This is a genomic window from Streptomyces sp. NBC_00385, assembly GCF_035917155.1.
Lineage (GTDB): Bacteria > Actinomycetota > Actinomycetes > Streptomycetales > Streptomycetaceae > Streptomyces > Streptomyces poriferorum.
In genome coordinates this window covers 7,286,211-7,310,878 of record NZ_CP107951.1, presented here as the reverse complement: position 1 = coordinate 7,310,878, position 24,668 = coordinate 7,286,211, and the positions used below count along the sequence as shown (strand labels likewise).

The following is a 24,668-nucleotide window of genomic DNA, read 5'->3' as shown; positions in this document are numbered from 1 at the left end:
GATCCGGACGATACGCTGTGCTGCCAGGTCAGAAAGTGTGCCGGGCCCGGCAGTTGGGAAACAGCCGCAGGAGCGGTTCCTCGGCGGCGAGTGGGGGCGACAGTGGCCAGCAACGGATTCGATTTCTCTCCCGGAGCGCAGATTCCGCTCCAGGGGGCGGCAGGAGCGGCGGTGGCGACCAACGCCCTCGCCTCTGCCGCGTACCGGGACAGCCCGGTGGAGGAGATCCTCAAAGCCAACAGCGAGTGGCACAAGTCGGAGGTCAAGGCAGGGCGTTCCAAGCTCTTCAAGTCCGACTACTTCAAGCCCAACCTCGGCGAGGCCTTCTCCCGCGCCGTCCAGGAACGCATGCTGGGCGGCGCACGGAAGGCGCTCATCCAGTCCTTCGGCAGCGACCCCCAGACCGTCGTCGAGCACTGCCTCTCCGCGACCCGCCTGCGCAAGGCCCGTGACACCAAACTCACCGCGGTGACCGCCCTGTTCGGCTTCGTCTTCCTGCCCGGAATGCTGCTGTGGGTCATCGCGTTCCGTCTGCGTGACGGCCTCGCGAACACCAAGGACAAGGCCCTGGCCGCCATCGGCAACGCGCTGCTGCCCATCGTCGGCATCGGGGCCCTGTTCCTCCTGGTGGCCATGCCCCTCAACGGGCTCCTGGCCCTGTACCTCCGAGCGATGATCGTGGCGCCCGTCATCGGCTGGCTGATCGCCAAACGGATCGCCGAGAAGTCCGCCCAGGACATGCGCGCCCGCTGGGAAGGGCTCCTCTCCGGCGGCGGCGTCATCGCGAAGATCCCGGAAGCCGTGCCGAAGAACCCCAACGAGACCGCCCGCGAGGCACTCCGCCAGGGCCTGGAGAAGCTCTCCGCCGAACAGCAGTCCAACTCCGTCTTCTACGCCGGCCCCAAGGGCATCCTCGGCATGGGCACCCGCTGGGGCAGCTGGCAGCTCGCCGAAGACCTCGTCGCCAAGGACCCCGCCAAGGAGTTCCACCAGTTCCGCAGCTGGGACCTGATACGCGTCATCCATGACCAGCTCAAGATGCTGGAGCGCGGTCCCCTGAACACCGGCGGATTCCCCACCCCGTCCGTCACCCACTGGATCGTGTCGCCCGTCGGGGAGAACACCGACGAGGTGTCCCGCCCCGAGGGCGAGGACGTCGCCACCTTCCAGGTCAAACCCCACGAGATACAGCGGATCTGCAACCACCAGCAGTTCGGCGGCGGCGACCGCCACTACCTGGGTGTCCAGTTCACCCTCTGGGACGGCCAGCTGGTCATCACCATGATGATCACCGTCACGGTGCTCTTCGAGACCCTGCGCATCGAGGTCACCGGGCATGCCCTCGGCCCCGTCCACTCCCTGTTCACCAGCAAGCCCGCCGCCAAGAAGAAGACGGTCAACAAGACCGTCAAGTTCTGGGAGACCCGCGACATCGCACTGGCCCTCGTCGAGTCGAAGGAGGTCGTCCGCCTCGCCCTGCGCGCCCCCTTCACCTGGTACCCGCCGCTCCTCGACTACCTCGGCGGCAAGATCGCCCTGCCGGAACCCTTCGGGCTGCGGCACGCCTGGGCCGAGAAGCCGTGGCGCCACCGCTTCATGGCGGACGACGCGATGCGGGCCGCCACACCCGTCCTGCGCGTCGTGCACAGCGCCGCCATGAAGGTCCTGGAGGAGAACGGCGTCGACACGGACCGCTTCGACAACCGCTCGTCGATACTGAGCGGACTGGTCCAGGACCCCACCCCGCGCAAGGCCGACCTCTACGACGCCTAGGAACAGCGAGAGGGACGCCCCGGAAGACCGGGGCGCCCCTCTCGGTACAGGAAGAAGGCGGCGGTCAGACGCCGCGCGGCCAGGCGTCGGCCAGCATCGCGCGTGTGTCCGCCAGCAGCTGCGGCAGCACCTTGGTGTGACCCACGACCGGCATGAAGTTGGTGTCGCCACCCCATCGCGGCACCAGATGCTGGTGCAGATGCGCGGCGATGCCCGCACCGGCCACAGCGCCCTGGTTCATCCCGATATTGAACCCGTGCGCCCCCGACGCCCCGCGCAGCGCGGTCATCGCACGCTTGGTGAAATCGGCGAGCTCCACCGTCTCCGGACCGTCCAGCTCGGTGTAGTCCGCGACATGCCGGTACGGCACCACCATCAGGTGCCCACCGTTGTACGGATACAGGTTGAGCACCGCGTAGACCTTCTCGCCGCGTGCGACGACGAGCCCGTCCTCGTCCGACTTCGAGGGGATCTCACAGAACGGACAGCCGTCGCCGGCCTCCGGGCCGGTCGGCTTGTTCTCGCCCTGGATGTACGCCATCCGGTGGGGCGTCCACAGGCGCTGGAACGCATCGGGCGTCCCCACTCCGATCTGCTGCTCCGGCTCACTCGTCATGCCGATCAGCATATTGCGTACCCCTCCTGAAGCGTGTCGCCGGGGCCGATCCCGTCCACTCGGCGCGATGCTGGCCCGATGCGCGACCGCACCCCGGCCCGGCCGTCACCCGCCCTCACACTCTGGGAGCAGCGCACCGAGGTGCCTCTCTTCGCCGCCTCCCTGCTGTTCCTGCTCGGCTACGCGGTCCGCGTCCTCGCCCCGGACGACGCCGAGCCGTGGCACGACCTCGCCCTCGCCCTGGTCGCCGCCACCTGGCTCCTCTTCGTCATCGACTACGCCGTGCGGATCCGCCTCAGTGGCCTGGGCCACCGCTTCGTCCGGGTCCGCTGGCTCGACACGCTCGTGCTCCTGCTGCCACTGCTGCGCCCGCTGCGGCTGGTCAAGGTCTACACGGCCATCCAGAAGCGGCACGACGAACCGCGGCTGAGCCTGTACGCACGGGTGATGTCGTACGCCGGCCTGGCGGCTCTGCTGCTCGGCCTATCCGCGTCCCTCGCGGTCTACCACCAGGAGCACGACGCGCCGGACGCCTCGATCCGGACCTTCGGCGACGCGGTCTGGTGGGCGTGCGCGACGCTCACGACGGTGGGGTACGGGGATGCCGTGCCGGTGACGCCGTGGGGCCGGGTGGTCGCGGCGTTCCTGATGGCCTGCGGGCTGGCGCTGCTGGGGGCGGTGACGGGTTCGTTCTCGTCGTGGCTGATCCAGGTGTTCCGGCGGGAGGACGAGAAGGGGCCCCCGGTGAGCGGGTAGCTCACCGGGGGCCCCTGCCGGGCACGGATCAGACCTGGACGCGGTCCTCCACGGCCTTGGCGATCTTGGCGATGGCGTCCTCGACCGGGATGCCGTTCTCCTGCGAACCGTCGCGGTAGCGGAAGGAGACGGCACCGTTGGCCATGTCCTCGTCACCAGCGATGATCATGAAGGGCACCTTGGCCTTCTGCTGGTTGCGGATCTTCTTCTGCATCCGGTCCGACGAGGCGTCCACGTCGACCCGCAGCCCCTGCTTGCGGGCCTTGGCGGCGAACTCCTGGAGGTACGGGATGTGCGCGTCGCCGATCGGGATGCCGACCGCCTGGACGGGCGCCAGCCACACCGGGAAGGCACCCGCGTAGTGCTCGAGGAGCACGGCGAAGAAGCGCTCGATGGAGCCGAACAGGGCACGGTGGATCATGACCGGGCGCTGCTTGGTGCCGTCGGGGCCGGTGTACTCCAGGTCGAAGCGCTCCGGCAGGTTGAAGTCGAGCTGCACGGTCGACATCTGCCAGGTCCGGCCGATGGCGTCCTTGCACTGCACCGAGATCTTCGGGCCGTAGAAGGCGGCGCCGCCCGGGTCCGGGACCAGCGGCAGGCCCTGCTTCTCGGCGACCAGACGCAGCGTCTCGGTGGCCTCTTCCCAGACCTCGTCCGAGCCGACGAACTTCTCCGGGTCCTTGGTGGAGAGCTCCAGGTAGAAGTCGGTCAGACCGTAGTCGCGGAGCAGGTTCAGGACGAAGGTGAGCAGCCGGTCGAGTTCCTCCGCCATCTGCTCACGGGTGCAGTAGATGTGCGCGTCGTCCTGGGTGAAACCGCGCGAGCGGGTCAGGCCGTGCACGACGCCCGACTTCTCGTACCGGTACACCGTGCCGAACTCGAAGAGGCGCAGCGGCAGTTCACGGTAGGAGCGGCCGCGCGCGTCGAAGATCAGGTTGTGCATCGGGCAGTTCATCGGCTTGAGGTAGTAGTCCACCCCGTCGTCGAGCTGCATGGGGGGGTACATGCCGTCGGCGTACCAGTCCAGGTGACCGGACTTCTCGAAGAGCTTGCCCTTGGTGGCGTGCGGCGAGTAGACGAACTCGTAGCCCTCCTCCTCGTGACGGCGGCGCGAGTAGTCCTCCATCGCCATGCGGATGACGCCACCCTTGGGGTGGAAGACCGCGAGGCCCGGGCCGATCTCGTCCGGGAAGGAGAAGAGGTCCAGCTCGCTGCCCAGCTTGCGGTGGTCGCGCTTGGCGGCCTCCTCCAGGAACTCCAGGTGCGCCTTCAGCTCGTCCTTGGTCGGCCAGGCGGTGCCGTAGATGCGCTGGAGCATCGGGTTCTTCTCACTGCCGCGCCAGTACGCCGCGGCGTTGCGCATGAGCTTGAACGCCGGAATGAACCGGGTGGTCGGCAGGTGGGGACCCCGGCAGAGGTCCTTCCAGCACAGCTCGCCGGTCTTCGGGTCGAGGTTGTCGTAGATGGTCAGCTCGCCGCCGCCCACCTCGACGTCCGCGCCGTCGTCCGTGGAGGCGGAGCCCTTGATGCCGATGAGCTCCAGCTTGTACGGCTCGCCGGCGAGCTCCTCGCGGGCCGCCTCGTCCGTCACGACCCGGCGGGAGAACTTCTGGCCCCGCTTCTGGATCTCCTGCATCTTCTTCTCGATGGCCTTGAGGTCCTCGGGCGTGAACGGCGTCTCGACGTCGAAGTCGTAGTAGAAGCCGTCCTTGACCGGCGGGCCGATGCCGAGCTTGGCCTCGGGGTGCAGCTCCTGGACGGCCTGGGCCATCACGTGTGCGGTGGAGTGCCGCAGGATGTTGAGGCCGTCCTCGGAGGAGATCAGGACGGGCTCGACGGTCTCTCCGTCGGCGACGACGTACGCCAGGTCCTTCAGTTCACCGGCGATGCGGGCGGCGACGACGGTGCGCTCGCCGGGGAAGAGCTCGGCTGCCGTAGTGCCCGTCGTCACCACGCGCTCTTCCCGCTCGGAATCGCGTTGGATGGTCACACGGACGTCTGACACCGGTCTCTCCTGACTGAGGGGGCGCACCCGCATTCCCATGGCGGACGCAAGGGGAATCGTACCGAGCCGACGGCCCCCATAGCGAAATGGGCCGCCTGCGCCCCCGCTACTCCCCCGTGCAGGCCTCCTCGAAAGAGTCGACGTTCTCCTGGAGCGACTTCATCAGCCGGTCCCGTTCCTCCTCGTCGACCTGGACCGGGACCACCTGCGAGGCCCTGGTCAGACGCCGGAAGCCGCCCCGGCTCTCCAGCCTGCCCTCGACCCGCACGGGAAGCCCCACCAGGTGGGCCTGGCCTGCGATCCGGTACGCCTCCTCGTCGAGCTCAAGTCGTACGTGCGGCACCTCGGCGCCCGCCAGGACCCGCAGCCGTACGATTCCGGCCCCGCGCGGCCCCGCGCGGCGAAGGCGCACGACGGCCCCGGTGATCCGTACCGCCACCGCGGGCTCGTCCCGGAGGTAGCGGGCACCGGCCCGGCGCAGGGCCGGCAGGTCGCCCGGGGAGAACTCGACTGCTTCCGGGCGGGCCGGACAGCCGTCGGGGGCTCCGGCGGCGGGCGCCCAGTCCAGCGCGATGCCGGCCCCCTCCGAGCCCCGGACGAGCGCGATGACCGCCTCGGTCAGTTCCCGGCTGACGCCTGCCTCGACCGCGGAGTCGAAGGCCTCCATGCCGCCGGTGGCCCGTTGGTAGTCGACGGCCTCCCGCGCGGCGTGCAGGGCGTGGTAAAGCCGTACGGCGAGGGGGCGGCCCGCCTCGACGGGGAGGAACGCCGTGAGGTCGCGGCCACCGGGCGAGGGGCCGATGAGGACGGAGCCGAGCGTCGCCAGGGCACGGCGGCGGTGGCGGGCGCCGTGGTAACCGGCCCGGCCGCGGACGGCGAGTGCGCCGGCCAGCAGGATCTGGCGGGCGGCGCCGTGCAGCTGCTCCGCGCCGGTCCAGGCGGCCGCGCCGGCGGTTCCGGTCGCGGGTTCGGGCACCTCGCGCCACCAGCGGATCTCGTCGCTGGGGACGGCGAGGGAGACCAGGACCTCGCGGGCGGAGGGCGCGGCGCTGCGGGCGAGGGCGGTCAGGGCCTCCGCCAGCAGGTCCTCGCTGTCGGGGAACGCGGTGGTGTCGGGTACGAGCAGGCTGGTGGAGCGGCCGGGCGGCCCGGGCGGGGTCCAGCGGCTGTACCGGCCGGGCGCCCCGCCGCGTCGCTGCCAGCCGTGGCGGGCGAGGAGGACGCCGAGGACCGCGGGGTCGACCCGTGCGGGGTCGGGGAGGCCGTCGGCCGGTGAGGCGGTGGGCCAGGGGCCCGCCTGTTCGGCTGGGTGGGGTCGGACGGCTGACGGGAACACTTCGTGGACGGGCTCGTCCATCGGCCGGTGCATCAGGGTCTCCCTCCCGCCCCGACGCGGGTCATGATCTCGCAGAGCGCTCGGTCGTCGAAGATGCGCGAGGTCGGGATCCGCACGGTCGTCCGGTGCCGGCCGGTCACGGCGTGACCGGCCAGGTTGGTCCAGTAGCAGCAGTGCCGCAGGTCGAGGCGGTCGTGTCCGGCGCGCAGCCAGTCGTCCTGGCTCCGGGGCACGAGCATCACGACGAGGATCTTGTGCACGGACACGGGGGTCCGTGCGAGCTTCACGAGGTGGGCGTTGTCGAGCGTGAAGGCGAAGGTCGGGCCGGGTGGCCGGGGCGGTATCTGGTAGGTGCACTTCAGCTGGACCTTGATGGTCACCTCGTCGTCGACGACGTGGCCGGGGGCTCCGTGGCTGACGTGCCAGTCGATGCCGTTGTCGGGGAAGGGCTGGGACAGGGAGCACCCCGCCGCGGCAGCGACCGCGTGCAGGTAGCCCACCTGGAGGGTCTCCATGCAGGCGGTGGTGGCGAGTGCGCCGCGCAGCGGTGCGGTCCGCTGGGGCAGCAGCCCACTCGGTTCGGGCTGCGCGAGCGCCATGGCTCCGTATGCCTTCCGGGCTGTGCCGATGGGTGTGTGGGACGTGGCGGCGTTTCAGCTTCCGGCCCCGTCACCTGTGTTGTCACCGCACGGGACCACCCTCAAACGGCGTATCAGGCAAAGGGTGCGGGTATCACCGAACCGGGCAGAGAAATCACACCATCTGCCGCTCGGGCGCGAGGAGTTCGGGGATGACTCATTGGTATGAGGGGCCGTTGGCCGCTTTCGACACCGAGACGACGGGAGTGGACGTCGAGCAGGACCGGATCGTTTCGGCCGCGCTCGTCGTCCAGGACAGTTCCGGCGGGCGGATGCGCGTCACCCGCTGGCTGGTGAATCCGGGGATTCCGGTGCCCGTGGGGGCGACGGAGATCCACGGTCTGACCGACGACCATCTCCAGCGCAACGGGCGGTGGCCCGCGCCGGTGGTGGAGGAGATAGCCAGGGCGCTGGCCGAACAGAGCGCGGCGGGCCGGCCGCTGGTCGTGATGAACGCACCGTTCGATCTGACACTGCTGGACCGTGAGCTGAGACGGCACCGGGCGTCGTCGCTCGGCGGCTATCTGGAGAACGCCTCGCTGTGTGTGCTGGATCCGCGGGTGCTGGACAAGCATCTGGACCGCTACCGCAAGGGCCGTCGTACGCTCACGGATCTCTGCGAGCTGTACGGGGTGGTGCTGGACGGGGCCCATGACGCGGCGGCCGACGCGGCGGCGTCGCTGGAGCTGGTCCGGGCGGTGGGGCGGCGGTTCGCCACCCGGCTGGAGCGGCTGACCCCGGCGGAGCTGCACACGCTCCAGGCGGTGTGGCACGCGGCCCAGGCGCGGGGCCTGCAGGCGTGGTTCGCCAGGAGCGGGACGCCGGAGACGGTGGATCCGGCCTGGCCGCTGCGACCGGAGTTCCGTGCAGCGGCGTGAGCGGACGCGGTCCCGGCACCCGGACACGCAGAGGCCGGTCCGTCGGTGTTGCTGACGGACCGGCCTCTCCCGGGGTGGGCGATACTGGGTTCGAACCAGTGACCTCTTCGGTGTGAACGAAGCGCTCTCCCACTGAGCTAATCGCCCGGGAACGGGTTGAACCATACAGGGCTCGGCGGGTGTGGTTCAAACCGCTTCCGGCCGAGCCGCTGGACCATGCCACCCGAGCGAGGCACCCAGGCCCGATATGCTGACATATGGGCAGTGGTTGCGGCCCGTGTCGCCGGGACGCGCGTACTCAGCCGGGGATCTGAGTACCTGTGCGCATGCCCGGCCGCGTGGCCCGCACCACACTCGCCTCCATGGAACATGTGCCGCCACCCGCCGAGGAACTGGTCATCCTCGACCGTGAGCTCGCCCGGCTCGATCTGCGCCGGTCCGAGCTGCTGACCCGCCGCACCTGGCTGCTGAGCGTGCTGCAGACACCCGGTCCCCGGACGGCCGCTCCGCACACACCGCAGTTCCCGCCGCCCGCGGCGCGTACCGCGGCCTGGGGTGCGGGCTGGATCGGGACTCCGGCCTCGTCCGGTTCGCCGTCCGCGCCGTCCGCTCCCCCGGTCCGTACCCGCAGCGCGCAGAACGTGCTGCTCACCCTCGGCGGTCTGCTGCTGGCGATCGCCGCGATCGCGTTCACCCTGGTGAGCTGGGGTCAGATGGGGATCGGCGGACGCTCGGCGGTCCTGACCGCCGTCACGGTGGCGGCGCTGTCCGCGCCCGCGGTGCTGCTGCGACGGGGGCTGTCCTCGACGGCGGAGGCGCTCGGGGCGCTGGCCTCGGTGCTGATGGTGCTGGACGCCGTCGCCCTGTACCTGGTCGCGGTTCCGGACACCGGCGGCCTCGGGTACGCGGCCGTGGCCTCGGCCGTGCTCGCGGTGCTCTGGGCTGCCTACGGTCTGCTGCTCGACCGGTTGCGGCTCCCGCTGCCGCTGGCCGTGGTCAGTACGCAGCTGCCGCTGGTGCTGTGGGCGTGGGCCGCGGAGGCGGACGCCCTGGTGTTCTCCGTCGCGCTGCTGGCGACGGCGGCGCTGGACTGCGTGATCGCCGTGTGGTCCAAGGGAGTTGCGGTGCGGGTCACGGCCTGTGCCGGTCTGTGTGTCACCGGCGGCGCGGGACTGCTGGTGGCTCTGGTGAAGTCGCTGTCGGCCGGTGGTCCGGCCGCTGCGGTGGTGCCGGGGGTGCTGCTCCTGGCCGGTGCGGCGATCGCTCTCGCAGGGGCCCGCCGGGCGCCGGCGACGGTCGCGGTGGCCGCGGGCGCGGTGGCCGGACTGGCCGCGGTCGCCGCGGTGGGCGGGGTCGCGGCGGGCGGGGTGCCCGGCGGCTGGGCGGTGCAGGTGTACCTGGTGTGCGGGGGCCTGGTCCTGCTGGGCGTACGGGCTCCGCTGGGGCGTCCGGCCGGGCAGGGTCTGGTGTGGGCCGCGGGTGCGGTGACGGCCATGTCGGTCCTGTACTCGGCCGCCCCGGTGGCGGTGGTGCTGGTGGGTCCGGTGGCTCAGCTGGGTCGGCTGTGGGCGGGTGCGCCGGAGGGCGGGATCCGGGGAGCGGTGGGGGCCACGGACCTGCCGTGGCAGGACATGGCGGCGGCTCCGGCGGTACTGCTGACGGTGGCCGTGGCGCTCGGGGGGGCTTACCGGTCGTGGGAGCAAGTGACGCGCCGGGCCGGGAAGGCGCTGTCGCCCCGGCCCGGGTGGCGGACGGCCGTCGGTGCGTCGGCCGTGGTGCTCGGGTGGGCGGGGCTCACGGTGCTGCCGCCCGCGTTGGACGTCTCCTTCACGACGGCTGTCGCGTCGCAGTCGGTGCTGGTCGCGGGGGTTCTGATCGTGGCGGTGGCCGCGCTGCGCCGCGGAACGACGGGGGTGGCGCCGGCCGCGGGCGTGTGCGGCTCGGTCGGTGCGCTGGGTGTCGCGTTGCTGTCGCTGGGCTCGGAGCCGGCCACCTATGCGGTGTTCGGTGCGCTGCTGCTGATGTTCGCGGGTGCTGCGACGGCGCTGGACGCGCCCGAGGACCCGTCGCGTGCGCCGGTGCTGGTGACCGTGCAGGCGGTGGTGACGTGCGCGGCGGTGGTGTGTGCCGGCGTTCTCGCCCTCGCGTTCGGTGTGTCGGTGGGGCTCGCGTCGTACGAGGCGGCGCCCGTGATGCTCGTCGTCCCGGCGATGACGGCCGTTCTGGGTGCGCGGCTGAGGGGGCACGCGGTGGCGCTGCCGCTCGAACTGACCGGCGGCGCGGTGGGCCTGGCCGCGGTCGTGGCCGCTGTCGAGGACCCGCCGTTCCTGGCTCTGGTGCTGGCTCTGTGCGGGGTGCTGGCCGCGGCGACGGCGCTGCGTTCGGAACGGCGGGAGGCGGCCGGGTATCTGGCGACGGCGCTCTTCGTGCTGGCGTCCTGGGTGCGGCTGTCGGCGTCCGGGGTGTCGTCCCCGGAGGCGTACACGCTGCCGGTGACCGTGCCGGCGCTGGTGATCGGTGTGCTGCGCCGTCGTCGTGATCCTTCGGCGTCGTCGTGGACGGCGTACGGGGCGGGCCTGGCGGTGACGCTGGTGCCGGCGCTCTTCGCCGCCTGGGGCGATCCGCACTGGCTGCGGCCGTTGCTGCTGGGGGTGGCGGCGCTGGTGATCACGCTGCTGGGGGCGCGGTTGCGGCTCCAGGCGCTGCTGGTACTGGGCGGGGCGGTGCTGGCGCTGGACGCGTTGCACGAGCTGGCGCCGTATGTGGTGCAGGTGGTGGGTGCGATGCCGCGCTGGGTGGCGCCGGCGCTGGCCGGAGTGCTGCTGCTGGCGGTGGGGGCGACGTACGAGAAGAGGATGCGGGACGCCCGGCGGCTGCGGGACGCCCTGGGCCGGATGCGGTGACACGCGGCCGGCCCGGGGCGCCCTCACGGGCCTCAGGCCGGCATGCGGTCGCCGACGAGGGCGAGGTTCTCGATGGCGGCGAGTCCGTACAGCGCGGTGTCGTTGGTGTAGACCCAGTTGGCCTCGCTGCCCGGGACGGTGGTGACCGGGCCGCTCACCTTCTCGGTCTTCCAGGGTGCGGATTCCTTGTAGCCGTCGCTGTTGTAGAACTTCTCCCAGGCACGGGCGGCGAGCTTCTCGTCGCCCGTCTGCACGGCCGCGTAGGCGTCCATCCTGGAGTGGCCCTGGAACAGGAGCAGGGTGCCGAAGTTGGAGCCGTACCGGGCGGCCTGCTCGGTCTTGCTCGCGTTGAAGTAGCGGCAGTAGTCGAGGTACGCCTCCTTGAACTTCGGCATGTCGATCAGGCCGATGAGTTCGGCGCACAGTTCGTTGAGTCCGAAGACTCCGGACAGGTGGGAGACGCTGACGACGGGTTCGGTGGCGACGGCGAACTTCCCGGTGTCCAGGTCGTAGAGGCCGCTGCCCTGCACGAATCCGTTGGGCTGGGCGGCGATCGTCTCCATGGTGCCGAGCACCCGGGCCCTGGCCTTCTCGGCCTGCGGACCGCCGCGCTCCCATTCGGTGAGCCAGGCGGAGACGAGTCCGCTCCAGTCGGTGCCGAAGCCGACGGACAGGGCGTGCCGGTCGGGGGTGTAGGGCTCGGTACGGATCTTGCGGAGCGGGTCCAGGCCGAGGAAGGTCTCGTCGGAGTCGACGTTGGCGCGCATCAGGTCGCCGACGCGTTCGTCCGCGGTGAGGAAGTAGTAGAAGCGCCGGTAGGTGGTGTTGGCGATGCGCTGCTGCTTGGCGCTGTCGGCGTAGTGCTGGACGCCGTGGCGGGTGCCGAGGCCGGCCCAGTCGCCGAGGTGGTAGACGTCGACCTCGCCGGTGTGGCGGGTCATTGCCTCGGCGAAGCGGAAGATGTCGGCGCGTCCGGAGCGCAGGTAGGCGTACCAGAGCCAGAGGTCGGGCGAGAGTTCGGAGTTGTCCCAGGCGTAGCCGCCGACGTCGTAGCGCCACTGGTGCCGGGCGGGGTCGTACGAGTGCATGATGTCGCCGTAGTCCCAGAACCCGTACCAGCGGCGCATCTCGACCTGGTCCTTGTAGTACGTGAACAGGAAGTCCAGGTGGTCCTCGATCTTCGCCTTGGCGGGCGTGGAGCGGTCGACCGGCGAGAAGAGTCCGCCGAAGACGCCGGCGCCGACGAGCTGGGAGGGCGGGGCGACGAGCTGCGGGAGGGTGCGCACGGTGCGGGTCTGCTGGGCGAGGGCCTCGGCGCTGGGGGTGGAGTCGTTGGCCCAGAAGACGAGTTCGCTGGTGCGGGCGATGCCGTACGGGGTGCCGAACCCGGGCTCGTAGTCCTCGTAGGTGATTTCGAGGCCCTGCAGTTGTTCGGCGAAGGTGTCCTGGCCGAGGCCGTCGTGGTAGAAGCGCAGGTCCATCGGCTCGGCCTCGGGCGACCAGAGCCAGAGGGTGACTTCGGCGGCGTCGGTGTCGGCGCCGCGGATGTCGAGCTGGGCGGGGAACTTCTCCCAGAAGTCGCGCAGTCCGAAGGAGAGCCCGCCGCTCGCGCCGCCCACGTACCCGAAGCCTGAGGCGCGTCGTCCGCCGCCTGCGGCGATCCAGCCGTGGCCCTTCTTGGTGCGCTTGCGCAGCGAGAAGCCGTCGGCGGAGAGCTGGCTGAGGGTGTAGTCGCCCCAGGTGGGGATCAGCGGGAGGCGGGTGGTGACGCGCTGGTCCCAGGTGGCCGGGTCGGGCAGCTTGGTGCCCTCGAACTGGGCCGCCTGGACGGCGGCTCCGGGGTCCCGGCGCAGTCCGGTGATGCCCTTGACGGCTTCGCGGAGCATGCCGGTCTCGTCGCCGCCGATGCGGATGTGGCGGTCGTACGTCTCGTCGCGCATGGGGACGGTGAAGCGGACGCCGAGGCCGCGGATGAAGTCGCCGCTCGCCTTGCCGGGTTCCTGGGTGCCGTCGAAGGTGATGGTGTGCATCATGCGGAACGACTCGGCGCCCGCGTAGAAGTAGAGCCGGACGGAGAACGGGAGCCAGGAGCGGTTTCCGTGGCGGTGCTTGCCGTCGATGCGGACGACGGCGCGGACGGGCCCGCTCTGCTCCACCTCGGTCCTGCCGATGGCGCTCTCGAAGCGTTCGTACTTCTCCTGCCCCTGGTCGCCGTCCTCGATCTCGCCCTGGCGGATGAGGACGAGGCGGCCGTTCTTCGCGATCTCGGTGGAGCCTCGGGTGAGGGAGGTGACGAGCGAGGAGCCGGTCTTGCCGATCTTCGCGGTGATGACTCCGGTGGAGACGGTGATCGAGCCGCCGCTGTTCTTGACCGTGACCTTGTGGGCGGCGGTGGCGGGTTCGCCGGTGGTGAGGGTGAACTTCTTGGCGCCGCCGGCCTCGGGGCCGACCGCGTGGGCGGTCCACTTCAGGGAGCCGTCGGGCCATTTGGCGGTGGCCCAGGTCTGGACGGGGATGTCCTTGCCGTCGGCGGTGGCGAGGGCGAACTTCTGGTCGGCCGGGTAGCGCCCCTTGGCCCAGGGGACGCCGAAGGTGGATCCGGGCGAGGCGCCGAGGCCTTCCTCCTCCAGCCAGTTGATCTCGACGGGGCCTTCGTCGGCCTTGCCCGTGGCGGCGGCCGCCTGCTGGGCGGGGTCGTTCAGCGCCCAGGAGAAGGTGGTGGCCGCGCCGGCGACGGCGGCTGCCTTGAGGACGGTACGGCGGGGGATCGGGGACATCACGACTCCAATTCGTGGCGGAAACGGGCATGCCTGATCGCACGCTGACGCGTGGTGGGACGTGGTGCGGTAGGTGGGGCCGGCCGTCGGGTCAGCGGCGGTCGGCGGCGACCGCGGCTGCGGCGAGGCAGCCGAGGGCGGGCGCGGCCAGGGGCGGGATCTGCCAGGCGGCGAGGGCCAGGGCGACGAATCCGCCGACGAGCAGCAGTGACCCTGCCGGGTCGGTGAGGGTCCGGCGGCCCGCGGCCCGCGCGGTGGCCGCCCAGGGTGTGCCGGGGTGCCAGGCGGCGGCCGTACGCAGTCCCCAGACGGCCACGGCCGGCAGTCCGAGCAGGCTCACGGCGATGAGCGGACGGCCGCCCGGGAGCAGGCCCGACCGGGCGACCTGCCAGTCGAAGGCGAGCAGCGCGAGGGCCGCCCACCACAGCAGGGAGATCCGCCAGCCGCTGCGGAAGGCCTCCCGTACGTCGGCGGCGAACTCCCGTACCCCGCCCGCCTCCCCGGCGAGGTAGCGGCGCAGGTGCCGGCTCCCCGCGGCGAAGGCCGCGGGGAACGTGACGAGCGGCAGGGCGGCGACGGTGATCCACACGCCGGTGAGCAGGCATTCGGAGAAGACGCTGAATCGCTCCCGGACGAAGGAGGTCCTGGGTGCGGCGGGGGATTTCGTCGCCACGGGGTGCTCAGCCCTTCAGGCCGGAGGTGGCCATGCCGTCGATGAGGTAGCGCTGGAAGGCCAGGAAGAAGGCGAGGACCGGCAGCAGGGCCACCAGTGACATCGCGATCATGCCGCCGTAGTCGGCGACGGCGTCCTGGTCGATGAACATCCGCAGCCCCATCGAGACTGTGTACTTGTCCGGCTCGTTGAGGTACAGCAGGGGGCCCATGAAGTCGTTCCAGGCCTGGATGAAGGTGAAGATGGCGCTGGTGATGAGCGCGGGCCGGCACAGCGGCATCACGATCGACCAGTAGATCCGCAGGTGCCCGCAGCCGTCCAGCCGGGCCGCCTCGTCGAGTTCCTTGGGCAGCCCGCGCATGAACTGGACCATGAGGAAGACGAAGAACGCGTCGGTGGCGAGGTACTTGCCGATCAGCAGCGGAGTGAAGGTGTTGATCAGCTCCAGCTTCTGGAACATCACGTACTGCGGAATGATCAGTACGTGGTACGGGAGCAGCAGAGTCCCGATCATGATGGCGAACATCGCGTTGCGCCCGGCGAAGCGGACCTTGGTGAAGGCGTAGGCCGTGAGCGAGCAGGAGATGACGACACCGATCACGGAACCGACCGAGATGTAGGCCGAGTTCAGGAAGAACTTCCAGATCGGGATGTCGGCGATGCCGTCGGCGAGGCGCCGGTAGTTGTCGGTGATCGGGTCGGTCGGCAGGAGGTTCAGCGCACCGACGATGTCCTCGCTGGGCTTGAACGAGGCGCCGATCGTCCACACGACCGGGTAGAGGACCACCGCGAGGATGGCGAGGGCGCCGATGTGCCAGGCGAGGGAGCCGGGGAGCCGGCGTCGTACGGCAGTGGTGTCCATCGGGGTCATCGGCCCCCCTCCTCGTAGTGCACCCAGCGCTTCTGGGACCAGAACAGCACGGCGGTGACCAGGCCCACGGCGACGAGCAGCAGCCATGCCATGGCGGAGGCGAAGCCCATGCGGCTGTTCGCGAAGCCCTGGTCGTACAGGTAACAGGTGTAGACGAGCGTCGCGTCGGCCGGGCCGCAGCTGCCGTTGCTGACGATGTAGGCCGATCCGAAGATCTGGAAGGAGTGGATGGTCTCCAGCAGGACGTTGAAGAACAGCACCGGCGAGATCATCGGCAGGGTGATGCTCCAGAACTTGCGCCAGGCACTGGCCCCGTCCACGTTCGCCGCTTCGTACAGCTCTCTGGGGACCTGCTTGAGACCGGCCAGGAAGATCACCATCGGGGCGCCGAACTGCCAGACCGTGAGGCCCACCAGCGCATAGATGATCATGTTCGGATCGCCGATCCAGCCGCCCGCGTCGATGCCGAACAGCTGCTGTCCCCGGTCGACGACGGCGTCGTCGGAGAACAGGGCACGCCAGACGATGGCGGCCGAGACGCTCGCGCCGATCAGCGACGGTGCGTAGAACGCGGCCCGGTAGAAGGACTGGCCCCAGCGCTTCTGGGCCAGCAGCATGGCCACGGCGAGCGCGGCGGCCAGCTTGATCGGGGTGCCGATCACCACGTACCAGGAGGTCACCTTGACCGACTGGCGCCAGCGGGGGTCGGCGAACATGTCGGTGAAGTTCTTCAGGCCGACCCACTTCGGGGCGTCGAAGAGGTTGTAGTCGGTGAAGGCGAGGTACAGCGAGAAGACCATGGGCCCGGCGATCAGGAACAGGAAGCCCGCGATCCAGGGCGACATGAAGAGATAGCCGGTCAGATTCTCGCGGTGGCCCCGCGGTCGCGGAGCGGGGCGGGTCTTGCGTCCCGGGCCGCTCCGCTCCACGTCGGCGAGGTCCTTGCCGAGGACCGGGCCGCTCGTGGAGGTCTGGATGTGAGTCACCGCGTCATTCCTCTCAGTTCGAGGCGAGGGCGGTCTTCGCCTCGGAGAAGAACTGCTTGACGGAGTCCTCCGGCGAGGCCTTGCCCAGGGACATGTCGCCCGCGATGCGCAGGAACGCCGCCTCGACGACGTCGGCACCGGCCGGGTGCGGGGTGATGGGCTCCAGCACGCCGGCCTTGGCGATCTCGGTCTCGTACGCGCCGATCGCCTTGCTCGGGGCGTCGGTGGGCTGGAAGGCCTCGAACTGCGCGGTGGTGGCGGGGACTCCGCGGTCGTAGCCCATGATGCGGGCGACCGCGGGGTCGTGGGTCATGAAGCTGATGAAGGTGGCGACCTCGGCGGGGTGCTTGGTGCGGGCCGTGCCGCTCAGCATCAGCGAGCCGAGGTACTGGCCGGTCTTCTTGCCGTCGGTGGTCGGGATGGGTGCGAGGCTGTAGCTGCTCTTGCCCTCCGCGCTGTAGCGGACGGAGAAGTTGTCCCAGGTGAACTCACCGGCTGACAGGCCCTTGGCGAGCGCGGAGGCCGGCTTGATCTGCTCGACCTTCTTCTGGTCGGCGTAGACGCCGGACTTGACCCGGGCCAGCGCCTCGGTCCAGTAGGGCAGCAGTTCGTTCTCGCCGAAGCCCATGCCCTCCTCGGTGAAGAACGCCTTGCCGTTCTGCCGCAGCACCAGGTCGTACAGGTACATGACTCCGTGGGGGCCGGAGTCTCCGGCTATGCCCTGGCCGGACTTGATCTTCTGCAGGCCCGCGTACCAGTCGTCCCAGGTCCAGCCGAGGCTGTGGTCGACGCCCGCCTTCTCGAAGACCTTCTCGTCGATGACGAGGGACATCGAGTTGCTGCCGACCGGGACGCCGAGCAGCTTGCCGTCGATCTCGGCGAACTTCTCGAGCCCCGCGCGGAAGCCCTCCAGCTGGAGGTTGCCCTTCTTCGCCTGCGGGTTGAGGTCGAGCAGGACGTTCTTCGCCTCGTACTTGCGCAGGAACGTCACCGCGTTCTGGATGACGTCCGGCGGGTTGCCGCCGGCGGCCTGGGTGTTGAACTTCTTCCAGAAGTCCGGGTACTGCTGGAAGTCTGTCTTCACCTTGATCTTCGGGTGCTTCTTCTCGAAGAGCTTGACGCACTCCTGGACCTTCTTCGCCCGGTCGTCGGCGCCCCACCAGGCGTGCCGGATGGTGACCGGCCCGTTCGAGCCGCCGCCCGAGCCGCAGCCGGCCGCGGTCAGCCCGAGACCGGCAGCCGAGAAGCCCGCGAGCTTCAGCATCTGCCGCCGGTCCATGCCCTGGTTCCGAGACATAGTTCGCCCCTACGCTTGATTGAATCGTTTTAGAAAGCGCTTGCCGGGTCAAAGTAAGGAGCGGCACCGGCGACGTCAATGGCTGGGACGAAAATCGATCGAAGCGCTTGAACGGGACACCCGGGAACGCCGACGGCCCGGAAGCTTCTGGAAGCTTCCGGGCCGTCGGTCCGGGGTGGGCGATACTGGGTTCGAACCAGTGACCTCTTCGGTGTGAACGAAGCGCTCTCCCACTGAGCTAATCGCCCGGGCGCACGCCAAACATTACCCCATGTCAGCGGCGTTCCCCGACCATCCCCAGGTCACTCGTCGATCTTCCACGGCATGACGATTCCGAACTTCCACACGTAGATCCCCACCAGCACCGCGATGATCACGAGCCCGACCGCCGTGAGGGCGATGTTGCGCCGCCGCACCTTGGGATCGAGCGCGCGCTGGGCGGCCTCGGTGACCTTCCGGCGCGTCCAGCGCAGCACCAGCTGAGCCCAGACGAACTCGGTCGCCCAGATCGCCATGCCGCCGAAGATCACCAGCCAGCCGGGACCCGGCAGCGGCAGCATGACGATGCCCGCCGCCACGACGGCCAGGCCGACCACGAACACACCGACCTGCCAGCTCAGGTGCAGCGTCCTGGACGCCTTGATGAACCCGGGTGCCCGGGAGCCGAGCTCCCGGTCCTCCTTGCTCACGCCCTCCGTGACGTCCCCCGTCACGCTCTCGCGCTCTTCCCCCGCCGCGGGCGCCGGATCCGCCGGTGCGGCAGCCCCGTCCCGCTCGTCACTCTCCGCATTCATGGGGGTCAACCTACCCGAACGCTCCTCGTCACCGGAATGGCCGCATGACTCAAAGTTACACACCCCTGTACGAGCTACCTGAAGGATCACAAAACGGTCAGAGGGGTTTACAACGCCACCGTAGGTGGCATGTCGATTTCGCCGACGTGCGAATCCCCGAGCGCACACTGAGCGAAAGGCCCTGGCGCTTATGAACACCACGGTCAGCTGCGAGCTGCACCTGCGCCTCGTTGTGTCGAGCGAGTCCTCACTGCCTGTACCCGCGGGCCTGCGGTATGACACGGCCGATCCGTATGCCGTGCACGCCACCTTCCACACCGGAGCGGAGGAGACGGTCGAGTGGGTTTTCGCCCGTGACCTCCTTGCCGAGGGGCTGCACAGGCCCACCGGCACCGGAGACGTCCGCGTCTGGCCATCCCGAAGTCACGGCCAGGGCGTCGTCTGCATCGCACTGAGTTCTCCAGAGGGCGAAGCCCTGCTGGAGGCCCCCGCGCGGGCCCTGGAGTCGTTCCTGAAAAGGACCGACGCCGCGGTTCCGCCCGGGACCGAGCATCGTCACTTCGATCTCGATACGGAGCTCTCACACATCCTGGCCGAGAGCTGAGCCAGGCCGAGAGCCGCACGGTGCCGTCCGACTCGGGGAGACGGCGCCGCGCGGACAACCTCATACGGCTGACACCGGCGCCGTCCTCACGGAATCCACCGTGGGGGCGGCGCCGGTCCGCGTTCCGCCGCTCTCCCGCGCCTCCCTCGGCCCCGCGTGACGCCCGTCAGGGCCCCCACACGCCGGGCGGACGCCGTCGGCACCCTCCGCGCCCCTCCGGGCCTTCAGGTCCGCCCCACAGGCCCCGTGGGCCCCTGGCGCCCCGGAGCGCCGGGGGTGAACCAGTAGAGTCAGCCGGCATCGGCGGGTGCCCCGTCCCGCCGGAGCCAGGGAGCGGAAGCGTGCTGATCCCCCACGACACCCGGATCGCCCTCGAAGTGGTGGTCGATCTGGTGAACACCGCGCCGGAGAGCGAGCAGCCCGAGGGCGGCGACCCCGTCGACGGGCTCGCCGACACCGACGCGCTGTACGCGTTCGCCGGACGCCACCGGGTGAGCGGGGTGAACGAACTCGACGAGAAGGACCTGCGCGCCGTCCACGACGTACGGGCGCGGTTCGCCGAGGTCTTCGCCGCGGCCGACGCACAGGTCGCCGCCTCGCTCGTCAACGCACTCGTGGCCGCCGCGGGCACCACCCCGCAGCTCAGCAACCACGACGGCTACGACTGGCACGTGCACTACTTCGCACCGGACGCCTCGCTCGCCGACCACCTGGCGGCCGACTGCGGGATGGCCCTCGCCTTCATCATCGTGGCGGGCGAGACGGAGCGGCTGCGGCGCTGCGAGGCGCCGGACTGCCGGCACGCCTTCGTCGACCTCTCACGCAACCGTTCCCGCCGCTACTGCTCCAGCCGTACGTGCGGTAACCGCTTGCACGTGGCCGCGTACCGGGCGCGCCGCAGGGAAGCGGCCGGCTGACGGCTCACAGCACGAAGAGATCGTGCAACGCGGCCATCAGCAGCAGGCCGCCGATCACCGTGAGGAAGATCATCAGAGGGGGCTGGGAAAGCGCGAAGAGGCAGCCACGCGGCTCTTCGGCTGGGGGTGCGGGGGCGTCGCCCCGGGAGGTGTCCACCATCTCGGGACGATCATGACGCAGACCGGCCCCGGTTGGCGATCAACACACCTTTTCGTGACGGGAGTTCACCCCTGACACGGTGGGCCGAATCGCTCCGGCGTCCGATCACCCGTCAGGCTTTCGGAGTTCCGCTCCCCCCGCACCCCCATGACCGTGCCGGTCAGCCCAGGTCGCGCAGCATCCGCAGCTGTGCGGCGCGGTGGACCGAGGTGCCGCCCTCGTGGCCGTTCCAGGGGTACACCTCGATCTCCTTGGGACCGGCCCAGTTGTTGTAGGCGGCGAAGACCGTGGACGGCGGGCAGATGGGGTCCATCAGGGCCACGGAGTACAGCGCCGGCATCTCCGCCCGGGCCGCGAAACTGATTCCGTCGAAGTAGGAGAGGGTCCGGAACACCTGCTCGGCATGGCCGTGCTGGGTGGCCAGGAAGCGCACGATCTCCTGGTACGGGTCCTTGTCGGTGATCTCGACGGCCCGCCGGTAGTGCGTCAGGAACGGTACGTCGACGAGCGCCGCCTTGACGTGGGGGCTGAGCCCCGCCACGGCCTGGGCGATGCCGCCGCCCTGGCTGCCGCCGTGCACGACGATCCGGTCCGGGTCGACGGACGGGTGGGCGCGGGCCACCTCGACGGCGCGCACCGCGTCGGTGAACACCCTGCGGTAGTAGTAGTCGTCGGGGTCGAGGATGCCGCGGGTCATGAAGCCCGGCGACTGCGGTCCGGCGCCGCCGTGCGGGTCGGCGGTGGAGCCCGCCGAGTGACTGTTGACGGCGCCCTGGCCGCGGGTGTCCACGACCAGGGTGGCCCAGCCCGCCGCAGGCCAGACCAGGTGGTCGAAAGGCAGTCCGCGCCCGCTGCCGTAGCCCAGGTAGTGCACGACGGCGGGCAGCGGGCCCTCGGCGCCGGCGGGCACGTTCAGCCAGGCGCGTATGCGGTGGCCGCCCCAGCCGGCGAACGACACGTCGTGGACGTCGACGTTGCTCAACGCGGCGTCGTATGCGCTGAATTCGGCATCCAGCGGGTGCTCGGCGGCCTCGTCGAGGGTGCGGCGCCAGAAGGCGTCGAAGTCGTCGGGCTCACCGGACTCCGGCCGGTAGGTGCGGAGTTGGTCCAGGGGGAGGTCGAACAGGGACACGGCGTCTCCATTTCGGGCATGCGGAAGGGAACGGCGGAGGGTGACAGGGAAGGGAGAGGGCGGGCGGGGGCGGCGGGGTTCAGCGCGGTGTGGAACTGGACGCGCGCACGACGAGTTCCGGCTGGAGCACGACGCTGCGGTGCTCGTGGGTGCCGCCCTCGTCGTCCGCCTCCTCCAGCAGGAGCTCGGCGGCCATCCGGCCCATCACGACCGCCGGCTGGCGGACCGAGGTGAGCGGTACGGCAGCGGCGGCGGCGAACTCGATGTCGTCGTACCCGACGATGGCGATGTCCTGCGGGACCCGCACCCCTGCCGCGTACAGGGCCTGGAGTACGCCCAGGGCGAGCAGGTCGTTGGCGCAGAACACGGCGGTGGGGCGCGGGACGAGCCCGAGCAGCCGGGCTCCGGCGTCCCGGCCCGCCGCCACGTCGAGGCGGTCGGAGGGGATCTCGACGAGCGCCCCGGGCGGCAGCCCCGCCTCGGCGAGCGCGGACAGCGCGCCCTCGCGACGGTCCCTGATCTGGTGCAGGTCGCCGGGTCCGCTGACGTACGCCACCGAGCGGTGCCCGGCCGAGATCAGGTGGCCGACGGCCAGCGCGCCACCGCGCACGTCGTCGACGGAGACCGCGCAGCTGCCCGTGCCGGAGGCGACCCGGTCCACCAGGACGTAGGGAATCCGGTGACGGCTGAAGGAGTCGAGGTTGCGGCCGGTGGCGTCGGCCGGTGTGACCAGTACGCCGCAGACCCGTTGTTCCGCGAACATACCGAGGTATTCGGCCTCCTCGGCAGGGCTCTGGCCGCTGTTGCAGACCATGACGCCGAGCCCTGCCTGGCGGGCGGCGCGTTCGGCGCCACGGGCCACGTCGACGAAGAAGGGGTTGCCCATGTCCAGGACGAGGAGCGCCATGATCCGGCTGCGGCCCGCCCTGAGCTGGCGGGCCGACTCGCTGCGGACGTATCCGAGCTCCTCGATCGCGGCCAGCACCCGGGCCCGGGTCTCGGGCAGCACGGCCTCGGGGCGGTTGATCACATTGGAGACCGTTCCCACGGAGACCCCGGCCTGCCGGGCCACATCCTTGATGCCTGCCACACGCGCCACTAGTCCTGCCCCACTGCCCTTGGCCGCGCTCGTCCAGCGGCGTCACCCCATCGTACGGACGGCGGTGAATGAATTGTTTCAATCCGGGTGGGACGCTAACCCGCTCGCCGAACGCCGTCAAGGATCATGGCTGAATCGATTCATGGGGGCGCTGTCCTTGCGGTGTCACGCACGAGCCGGGCAGTGGGCCCCGAAGCAGGCCGGGCAGCGGGCCGGGACCGAACGGGGCCGGTCAGATGCCGTGCTTCTTCAGGATGGCCTCGATGTCGCTGAAGTCGTCGCCGGGCCCTGCCTCGGCGGACTGCTTCTTCGGCTTCTGCCGCGGCTCGGCGGCGGGTACGCCTGCCCCCAGCGAGGGTGCCGAGGCCGCCGGTGCCACCGCGCCGGCCTGCGCGGCCCGGGCCGCCTCCTTGCGCTCCTTGCGGGTGCCCCCGCCGCGGCGTTCGATCGCGCGGGTGGTCATGAACAGCAGCCAGGCCACTCCCAGCACCCCGAAGCCCAGCCAGACACTCGGCTTGAAGGCGATGTCCGACACCCACTCGACGACGCCGGTCAGCACCAGGCCGATCGGAACCAGCGAGTAGGCGGCGATCCGGGTCGCCGTGAGGAACCGCTTCCGGTACGCGGTGACGGCGGCGATGCCCAGGCCCGCCGCGGACACCGCGGAGCAAATGGTCTCGGCAAGCATCGGTGCCTCCAGGCGCAGGGGAAACGTCCCTTCCATCCTGCACCGGCGACCGGGCGGGCGGCCATGCTCCGAGCCCACATCAGGGACATTTCAGGGCCGGGATCCTCCCCAGGTGCCGTGCGGCCCACGACCGGACCGCGTTCCGTCCGCTCCCCCGAGGCCCGTCGTGGCACCTCCGCGCACCCTGGGAGACTGGTCCCATGAGCGATTCCACCCCCGCAGCGCCGGTCGTCCTCGATGTCTGGTGCGACCTCCAGTGCCCCGACTGCCACCGAGCCCTCACTGATGTACACGCCCTGCGCGCCCGGTACGGCGACCGGATCGACATCAGGCTCCGGCACTTCCCCCTGGAGAAGAACAAGCACGCCTACGCGGCGGCGCAGGCCGCTGAGGAGGCTGCCGCGCAGGGCAAGGACTGGCCGTACATCGAGGCGGTGCTCGCCCGCACCGCCGAGCTCGGCCGCGCCGGCGAACCCCTGCTGGTCGCAGTGGCCGGAGAACTCGGCCTGGACGCCGAGGAGTTCGACACCGCCCTGATCGACGGCCGGCACATGCTGATCGTCGACGCCGATCAGGCCGAAGGCAAGGCGATCGGGGTCACCGGTACGCCCACCTACGTGATCGGCGGCGAGCGGCTGGACGGCGGCAAGAGCCAGGAAGGGCTCCGCGAGCGGATCGAGGCGATCGCCGACCTGCTGCTCGCCGAGCAGGGCTGAGGCCGGGAACCGGGCTGAGGCCGGAAACCGGGCTGAGGCCGGAAACCGGGCCGCTATGGAGGCCCGGGCCGTGGCCCCGGCCGGCGGGGGCCGAAGCTGCCACCGGGACGGCCAGGGCCGGCAGTGGACGAAGCTTCCGCCGGGCCTCGGGAGCAGCCCGCCCGCACGGGCGGGCTGCTCCCGAGGCCCGGCGGCAGCCGTGCCACGGATCAGAGCGGCTTGGCCAGGTTGTACCGCGTCGGCTCGTAGCCCAGCGATTCGTACAGCCGGAGTGCGGGCGTGTTGGCCGTGACGACGTGCAGGCCGAGCCGCGTCTCCCCCGCCGAGAGCGCGAGGCGTTCGGCCTGGAGCATCAGCGCACGGCCGTAGCCCCTTCCCCGGAAGCGCTCGTCCACCTCGACGTCGAAGACGTAGCCGACCACCTGGCCGGGGTGCATCTCGAACCGTGCCACCCAGAGGAATCCGACCCTCTCGTCCTCGTGGATGAGGTGGCTCAGCCGGGCACCCTCGGTGGCGAGGCCCTGCGGCAGATGTCCGGCGTGCGAGGCGCGGGCCGCCCGCAGTGCCGACTCCGGCGGGGTGCCACGGGTCACCAGGCTCTTCGCGTACTCGGCGATCGCGCCGTCCTCCCAGGCCGCGTACTCCTCGGGCGTCATCGGCCGTGCGGTCAGCCCGGCGGGCAGTTCCGGGGGGTCGGCGGGCACCTGCTTGATCATGTTCCGGCTGCGTTCGGTGTAGCCGAGTGCGGCGGTCAGCCGCTGCCCCGCGAGGTTGTCGGCGCCGACGCGGGCCTGTACCTGCGTGCAGCCCCAGCCCCGCAGCACCTCCTCGGCCGCCAGTGCCGCGATGGTGCCGCGGCCGCGTCGACGCACCGGTTCGTCGATCCTCAGGGACTGCAGCACTCCTGTCGCGCCGTCCGAACCCGGCTCGGTGCCGATCTCGACGGCGCCGACCGGGCGCCCGTTGTCGCACACGTCGTACGCGCGGCTCTGTGCGCCGTCGGCGCCTGGCTGGATCGGCCCGGACGGCCGGAGTGTCGTGGTCATCAG

The 24,668-nt window shown here is 70.7% G+C and carries 22 protein-coding genes and 2 tRNA genes; 7 read left to right on the top strand and 17 right to left on the bottom strand.

Annotated elements, in window-relative coordinates; all coding sequences use genetic code 11:
• Window positions 1-102 precede the first annotated feature (102 nt).
• A complete protein-coding gene (locus OG959_RS32630; protein ID WP_326664274.1) occupies window positions 103-1,773 on the top strand; it encodes a hypothetical protein in 1,671 nt (556 codons plus the stop codon).
• 64 nt (window positions 1,774-1,837) lie between these two features.
• Here OG959_RS32630 and OG959_RS32625 read toward each other — a convergent pair whose 3' ends face one another.
• Window positions 1,838-2,401, bottom strand: coding sequence for an HIT family protein (locus OG959_RS32625; protein ID WP_219570316.1), 564 nt, complete (start codon window positions 2,399-2,401; stop codon window positions 1,838-1,840).
• 66 nt (window positions 2,402-2,467) lie between these two features.
• Here OG959_RS32625 and OG959_RS32620 point away from each other — a divergent pair, with 66 nt between their 5' ends.
• Window positions 2,468-3,145 (top strand): potassium channel family protein, encoded by a 678-nt coding sequence (locus tag OG959_RS32620; RefSeq protein WP_326664273.1) that lies wholly within the window; start codon window positions 2,468-2,470, stop codon window positions 3,143-3,145.
• A gap of 28 nt (window positions 3,146-3,173) precedes the next feature.
• Here the strand turns inward: OG959_RS32620 and thrS are convergent, their stop codons facing one another.
• The 3 genes from thrS to OG959_RS32605 form a co-directional block, all read right to left on the bottom strand.
• The gene (gene thrS / locus OG959_RS32615; RefSeq protein WP_326664271.1) at window positions 3,174-5,150 is read right to left on the bottom strand and encodes a threonine--tRNA ligase; all 1,977 of its coding nucleotides are present in this window, start codon (window positions 5,148-5,150) and stop codon (window positions 3,174-3,176) included.
• A gap of 106 nt (window positions 5,151-5,256) precedes the next feature.
• Window positions 5,257-6,519 carry a hypothetical protein gene (locus OG959_RS32610; RefSeq protein WP_326664269.1) on the bottom strand — a complete coding sequence of 421 codons (1,263 nt, stop codon included), beginning with the start codon at window positions 6,517-6,519 and terminating at the stop codon, window positions 5,257-5,259.
• On the bottom strand, window positions 6,519-7,085 hold the full coding sequence (locus OG959_RS32605) for a DUF4365 domain-containing protein (RefSeq protein WP_148016276.1): 567 nt from the start codon (window positions 7,083-7,085) through the stop codon (window positions 6,519-6,521). The genes OG959_RS32610 and OG959_RS32605 overlap by 1 nt, the downstream gene beginning before the upstream one ends.
• A gap of 191 nt (window positions 7,086-7,276) precedes the next feature.
• Between OG959_RS32605 and OG959_RS32600 the strand changes: the two genes are divergently transcribed.
• Window positions 7,277-8,002 (top strand): 3'-5' exonuclease, encoded by a 726-nt coding sequence (locus OG959_RS32600; protein ID WP_326664266.1) that lies wholly within the window; start codon window positions 7,277-7,279, stop codon window positions 8,000-8,002.
• Between the two features lie 75 nt (window positions 8,003-8,077).
• Here the strand turns inward: OG959_RS32600 and OG959_RS32595 are convergent.
• Window positions 8,078-8,149, bottom strand: a tRNA-Val gene (locus tag OG959_RS32595).
• A 215-nt stretch (window positions 8,150-8,364) separates the two neighbouring features.
• Here OG959_RS32595 and OG959_RS32590 point away from each other — a divergent pair.
• Window positions 8,365-10,905 (top strand): SCO7613 C-terminal domain-containing membrane protein, encoded by a 2,541-nt coding sequence (locus tag OG959_RS32590; protein WP_326664264.1) that lies wholly within the window; start codon window positions 8,365-8,367, stop codon window positions 10,903-10,905.
• A gap of 32 nt (window positions 10,906-10,937) precedes the next feature.
• Here OG959_RS32590 and OG959_RS32585 read toward each other — a convergent pair whose 3' ends face one another.
• The 7 genes from OG959_RS32585 to OG959_RS32555 form a co-directional block, all read right to left on the bottom strand.
• Window positions 10,938-13,682 (bottom strand): exo-rhamnogalacturonan lyase family protein, encoded by a 2,745-nt coding sequence (locus OG959_RS32585; RefSeq protein ID WP_326664262.1) that lies wholly within the window; start codon window positions 13,680-13,682, stop codon window positions 10,938-10,940.
• A gap of 91 nt (window positions 13,683-13,773) precedes the next feature.
• Window positions 13,774-14,355 (bottom strand): hypothetical protein, encoded by a 582-nt coding sequence (locus OG959_RS32580; protein WP_326664260.1) that lies wholly within the window; start codon window positions 14,353-14,355, stop codon window positions 13,774-13,776.
• A 7-nt stretch (window positions 14,356-14,362) separates the two neighbouring features.
• On the bottom strand, window positions 14,363-15,226 hold the full coding sequence (locus OG959_RS32575) for a carbohydrate ABC transporter permease (RefSeq protein WP_219567744.1): 864 nt from the start codon (window positions 15,224-15,226) through the stop codon (window positions 14,363-14,365).
• Window positions 15,223-16,212 (bottom strand): carbohydrate ABC transporter permease, encoded by a 990-nt coding sequence (locus OG959_RS32570; RefSeq protein ID WP_442805675.1) that lies wholly within the window; start codon window positions 16,210-16,212, stop codon window positions 15,223-15,225. The genes OG959_RS32575 and OG959_RS32570 overlap by 4 nt, the downstream gene beginning before the upstream one ends.
• Window positions 16,213-16,225: 13 nt before the next feature.
• The gene (locus tag OG959_RS32565; protein ID WP_326664258.1) at window positions 16,226-17,509 is read right to left on the bottom strand and encodes an ABC transporter substrate-binding protein; all 1,284 of its coding nucleotides are present in this window, start codon (window positions 17,507-17,509) and stop codon (window positions 16,226-16,228) included.
• Window positions 17,510-17,685: 176 nt separating this feature from the next.
• Window positions 17,686-17,757 (bottom strand) — tRNA-Val (locus OG959_RS32560).
• A gap of 54 nt (window positions 17,758-17,811) precedes the next feature.
• A complete protein-coding gene (locus OG959_RS32555; protein WP_326664256.1) occupies window positions 17,812-18,303 on the bottom strand; it encodes a TIGR02611 family protein in 492 nt (163 codons plus the stop codon).
• 190 nt (window positions 18,304-18,493) lie between these two features.
• Between OG959_RS32555 and OG959_RS32550 the strand changes: the two genes are divergently transcribed.
• Together OG959_RS32550 and OG959_RS32545 are read left to right on the top strand one after the other, a co-directional pair.
• Window positions 18,494-18,907 (top strand): SsgA family sporulation/cell division regulator, encoded by a 414-nt coding sequence (locus OG959_RS32550; RefSeq protein WP_003959770.1) that lies wholly within the window; start codon window positions 18,494-18,496, stop codon window positions 18,905-18,907.
• Window positions 18,908-19,248: 341 nt separating this feature from the next.
• Window positions 19,249-19,824 carry a CGNR zinc finger domain-containing protein gene (locus OG959_RS32545; protein WP_326664254.1) on the top strand — a complete coding sequence of 192 codons (576 nt, stop codon included), beginning with the start codon at window positions 19,249-19,251 and terminating at the stop codon, window positions 19,822-19,824.
• 4 nt (window positions 19,825-19,828) lie between these two features.
• Here OG959_RS32545 and OG959_RS32540 read toward each other — a convergent pair whose 3' ends face one another.
• The 4 genes from OG959_RS32540 to OG959_RS32525 all read right to left on the bottom strand — a co-directional run bounded on the left by OG959_RS32540 (window position 19,829) and on the right by OG959_RS32525 (window position 22,903).
• Window positions 19,829-19,984: a hypothetical protein gene (locus OG959_RS32540; protein ID WP_164494018.1), complete on the bottom strand. Its 156-nt coding sequence runs from the start codon at window positions 19,982-19,984 to the stop codon at window positions 19,829-19,831.
• A 160-nt stretch (window positions 19,985-20,144) separates the two neighbouring features.
• Window positions 20,145-21,116 (bottom strand): acetylxylan esterase, encoded by a 972-nt coding sequence (locus OG959_RS32535; RefSeq protein WP_326664253.1) that lies wholly within the window; start codon window positions 21,114-21,116, stop codon window positions 20,145-20,147.
• A gap of 79 nt (window positions 21,117-21,195) precedes the next feature.
• Window positions 21,196-22,215: a LacI family DNA-binding transcriptional regulator gene (locus tag OG959_RS32530; protein ID WP_306069506.1), complete on the bottom strand. Its 1,020-nt coding sequence runs from the start codon at window positions 22,213-22,215 to the stop codon at window positions 21,196-21,198.
• Between the two features lie 232 nt (window positions 22,216-22,447).
• Complete coding sequence (locus tag OG959_RS32525; RefSeq protein WP_326664251.1) at window positions 22,448-22,903, bottom strand: hypothetical protein; 456 nt, start codon at window positions 22,901-22,903, stop codon at window positions 22,448-22,450.
• Between the two features lie 200 nt (window positions 22,904-23,103).
• Between OG959_RS32525 and OG959_RS32520 the strand changes: the two genes are divergently transcribed.
• A complete protein-coding gene (locus OG959_RS32520; RefSeq protein ID WP_326664249.1) occupies window positions 23,104-23,619 on the top strand; it encodes a DsbA family protein in 516 nt (171 codons plus the stop codon).
• Window positions 23,620-23,828: 209 nt separating this feature from the next.
• Here the strand turns inward: OG959_RS32520 and OG959_RS32515 are convergent, their stop codons facing one another.
• Window positions 23,829-24,665, bottom strand: a complete 837-nt coding sequence (locus OG959_RS32515; protein ID WP_326664247.1) for a GNAT family N-acetyltransferase — start codon at window positions 24,663-24,665, stop codon at window positions 23,829-23,831.
• Window positions 24,666-24,668: the final 3 nt, after the last annotated feature.